Source organism: Rhizobacter sp. (assembly GCF_032229685.1).
Lineage (GTDB): Bacteria > Pseudomonadota > Gammaproteobacteria > Burkholderiales > Burkholderiaceae_C > LMDS01.
Map to the genome: position 1 here is coordinate 1 of NZ_JAVTWP010000052.1, position 3,807 is coordinate 3,807.

Consider the following 3,807-nt stretch of genomic DNA (forward strand, 5'->3'; position numbering starts at 1 on the left):
CGCAGGCGCTGTCACGGTCATCGGCAAGGCACCGCTGACCTGGGCGCTCTGGTCGGCGCCGCGCAGATCCAGGCTTGCGGCACCGCCCTTGGTCGAGAAGCGAACCGTGGCGGTCCGCCCGTCGGCGAGCTTGATCGATGCGCCGGTTTGCCCGGGCGCGTCAGCGCGCGTGCTCGACACCACGGCGCCATTCGTGGAGAGCACGTGCAGGAACACCGAACTGCTGCCCTCGGTGTCGGCCACGTCGACGCGCACGCCGCCCCGCATGCCGGTGCGCATCTGGGCCCAGCTTTGAACCGTGGGTGTGAGGCCGGTGGGGGCCAGGCGGTTCACGTCGAGCTGGCCCTTGCCTTCGGTGTAGCGGATCGAGTCGCCTTCGATCGTCGGCGGGCCACCGAGGTTGAGCGTCCAGACGCGCGGTATCGAGGCGCTGTTCGCCGCGGCACGGTCGAACACGACGAAGGTGTCGGGCTTGATGAAGAGGAACTCGCGCTCGCTCTGCACCACGGCCGGTTGCGCACGGTAGTTGGCCGTCATGCGGGCGGACGCATAGGTGTAGTGCGGCGTGTCGGCCAGCGCGTTGAGCGCGCAAGTGGTTCCGGCGCGCTGCTTCACCGTGGCGCCGGCGGCGCCGAACCGCACCATGTTGTGCAGTTCTTCGTCCTGTTCGATGCCCGAGTGCGAGTACACGTTCGAGTCAGTCGCCAGCCAGGCGCCCTTGTAGATCACGAAGCTGCCCTGGTCGCGGTGCGCGTGGCTCTCGGTGTAGGGCCCGCAGATGAAATTGGCGTAGGTCGCGCTCGGCTCCCACGACGAACGCATCATCACCTGCCCGGTGCCCGGCCCGTAGTAGGTGGTCGCCAGTTCGGTGAGCGGCCGGGCCTTGATGCCGGGTTGTTCGTAGAGGAAGTCGACGTAGTACATGAAGCTGTTCTTCATCTGCGGCACGGTCGATCGTTCCAGCAGCGTGCGTGCCGCGCCCGACAGCGGCTCGTCCGGGAACAACGACATGAGCACCATCAGGTATTCGCGGTGGTAGTCGAACAACGCGCCGGTCGAGTCGCGTGCGTGGTCGCCTGTGGGGGCGAGCCGGTCGAGCGTCGGCACGATGCTGTGGATCAGGTGCGACATCGACGCCAGCGTGTGCGGCGTGCGCAGGGCGATCTGTTCGCCCGTCGATCGGTACCACCAGTCGTAGAGCTGGAACAGGTTCTTCATCGCCGTGCCGTAGCCCGTGCCTTCGCGCGAGCCGCCGCCGGCGAGTTCGCGGTTGAAGGTCGGCACGAGCTGGTTCTCGATCTTCGCGGTGCGAAAGAGCTGCAACCAGGTGTCGGCTTGCGGGTTCTCGCCGCGAGTCGCCAGGCCGAGCAGCATGGTCGCGCGCAGGAAAGAGTAGTAGTAGTTGTTAGACGGGTTGTCGACCGACCAACCGGTCCACGGGTAGACCGTGTTGCCCCAGCGTGCCTGGGTGTGGTTCCAGACGTTCCACACCGCCTGGTTCGAGTAGTTCGCCCAGCGTTCGCGTTGTGCCGGGCTCAGGTGTTCGTGGCACCAGTCGTAGACCAGCGCGACGTTCCCGATCTGCTGGCCGATCTCGAGATAGCTGTCGCCGGCGACCGCGGCCCGCTGGTTCTTCGAGATCTTGTCTTCTTCGGAGACGACGAACTTTTCCGTTTCGTCGATCGCATGCCTGGCGTAGCGGACTTCGCCGGTCAGCTGGAACATCAGCGCCGAGTACCAGGGCTGGTAGGCGTAAGCCTTGGCGCCGAGCAGTTGCGCTGACACCTGCGTCTGGAAACGCGAAGCCGCTGCGGAACCGCTCTTCAGCGACTCCTGCAGCCTGGTCTTGGTGGCAGCGTCGTTCAACAGGATGCGAGGATGGGTCGTCGCCACGCGCCACGCGGGCGCGGCTGGCGGCGCAGCGGACGGAGGCGGCTTGGCGGCTGCGCCCGGCTTCGGCGCCGTTTGCGCCGCCAAGCTCGCACTCAGGCCGACGAGCGTGACGGCGACCACAAGCCGCAGGCCGAGAAATTTCTGCACGAACATCGATGCCCCCTGCTCTTTCTGCTGTTTCACGCTGCTGCCGTCGGCCCGCACTGTCGCCTGCAACGGCCCGCCCGGTCGACCGGGAGCAGCGTCAAGCTACCACTTTGCGTTGATCCACGCGCGAGCGGGGTTCTCGAGAAGGTAGAAAGACAAGAGGCCGGTCGCCATGGCGCCCAGAAAGGCAACGCCGGTCGGCAGCATCGCCTTGTAGGTGAAGAAGGGGTGTTGCCACAAGTAGATCGAATAAGACCACACACCCATTGTCCGCATCGGCACTGTCGCCAGCAGCTGGCGTACAGCGGCCGGCGCTTCACTCAGGTGGTTGACCGCGAAGGCCAGGGCCAGCGGCGAAACAATCGCCGAGACCCACCAATGCGCGGTCGGCAGGTAGCCGAGCGCCGCGATCGGAAAGGCCGCCAGAGGCATCCACGGACTCACCCACGGCGCGACGCGGTGACGAACCAGGAAGTACCCCGCCGACACCAGCAAGAACGAGGCAGCCACTTCGGTGCGGATCTCGTACGACGCGTTGCGCATCGAGGGCGAGACGCTGTAGACGTAGTACAGCGCCATGCTGACCACGCTGACGGCACCCAATACCCAAGCCTCGCGCCGGCGCAGGAAGGGCAACAAGGTCAGCACACTCAGAAACACGTAGGAGTGTTCTTCCACATTGAGCGACCACAAGTGCCCGATCGGCAGGCCGGTGCTCCAGATGTCCGGTTGCGCCGGGAAGTAGGTGCGCAGGAAGAAGAGGGTCGACAACAACTCGACCCATTCGTGCTTCGCGCCGAGCGCGGCAGCGACACCGAAGACGACGACGACGAAGAGCGCGAAGGCCGGCAGGATCCGGCTGATCCGGCGTTTGTAGAAGCGAACGAGTGGCGTGCGGCGCACGAACAGGATCTCGCTCATCAACAAGCCCGACAGGCAGAAGAACGCGTCGACGCCGAGCTGGCCCGACTCGATGCCGGCCCAAGGCAGAAAGTGCGATTGCAATACCAGCAGGATCGCCAGGCCGCGCCAACCGTCGAGGTAATCGATGCGGTGGTCTGGACTGTGGGGTGGGCGGGCTCCGGCGGATGTCATGGCATCGGGTCAGGAAGTCGGGCAACGATCCAGTGGATATGCAATGCGGGGCAAGCCTGCTCAGAAGCGATCGATCGTGTCGAACATTTCCAAGCCTGAAGTGTGAAACATCCTTGCCTGGGCCGACCGTGATTAGACGGCACCACGTCACGGACCTGTATGTCTTGTCACCGGCTGTGTGTTTCTGACGTCAGTCCGCCGGGCCGACACCTATGATTTCTGACATGAACAAACGTCTTCGACTGCACGTCCTCACCTCACTGTTTGCCTTGAGCGCCTGCGGTGGCTCGTCGGACGCCGATGTGGGCGCCGCACCTGCGCCTTCCCCCGTGCCGGCACCCGCACCCGCACCTGCACCTGCGCCCGCGCCCGCACCGGCTCCTTCGCCGGCCCCCTCACCCGCACCGGCGCCAGCTCCGTCACCTGCTCCGGCTCCAGCGCCCGTTCCTGCAGGCAATCTGCTGCCGACGCTCCTGAACTTCGCCGAAACCGGCGCGCGCAACTGGAACTTCGGCGGGCACGTGGTCACATCGGCCTTCACCTCCGACCAGGGTCGCTGGGATTACACCGACACCACCTACGAACCCTGGTTGTTCGACCGCGCCGATGCTTGGCGAATGCTGGCCGAGCTGACCGGCGACCCGCGCTGGCAGACCCAGGCGCAAAGCGATC

2 protein-coding genes are annotated in these 3,807 nt (G+C 65.6%); both read right to left on the reverse strand.

Annotated elements, in window-relative coordinates; genetic code table 11:
• Nucleotides 1-2,046: alginate lyase family protein (locus AC30PD_RS24450; RefSeq protein ID WP_489538300.1), on the reverse strand; the 2,046-nt coding region annotated here is incomplete at its 3' end.
• A gap of 96 nt (nt 2,047-2,142) precedes the next feature.
• Nucleotides 2,143-3,135 (reverse strand): acyltransferase family protein, encoded by a 993-nt coding sequence (locus tag AC30PD_RS24455; RefSeq protein WP_489538301.1) that lies wholly within the window; start codon nt 3,133-3,135, stop codon nt 2,143-2,145.
• Nucleotides 3,136-3,807 lie beyond the last annotated feature (672 nt).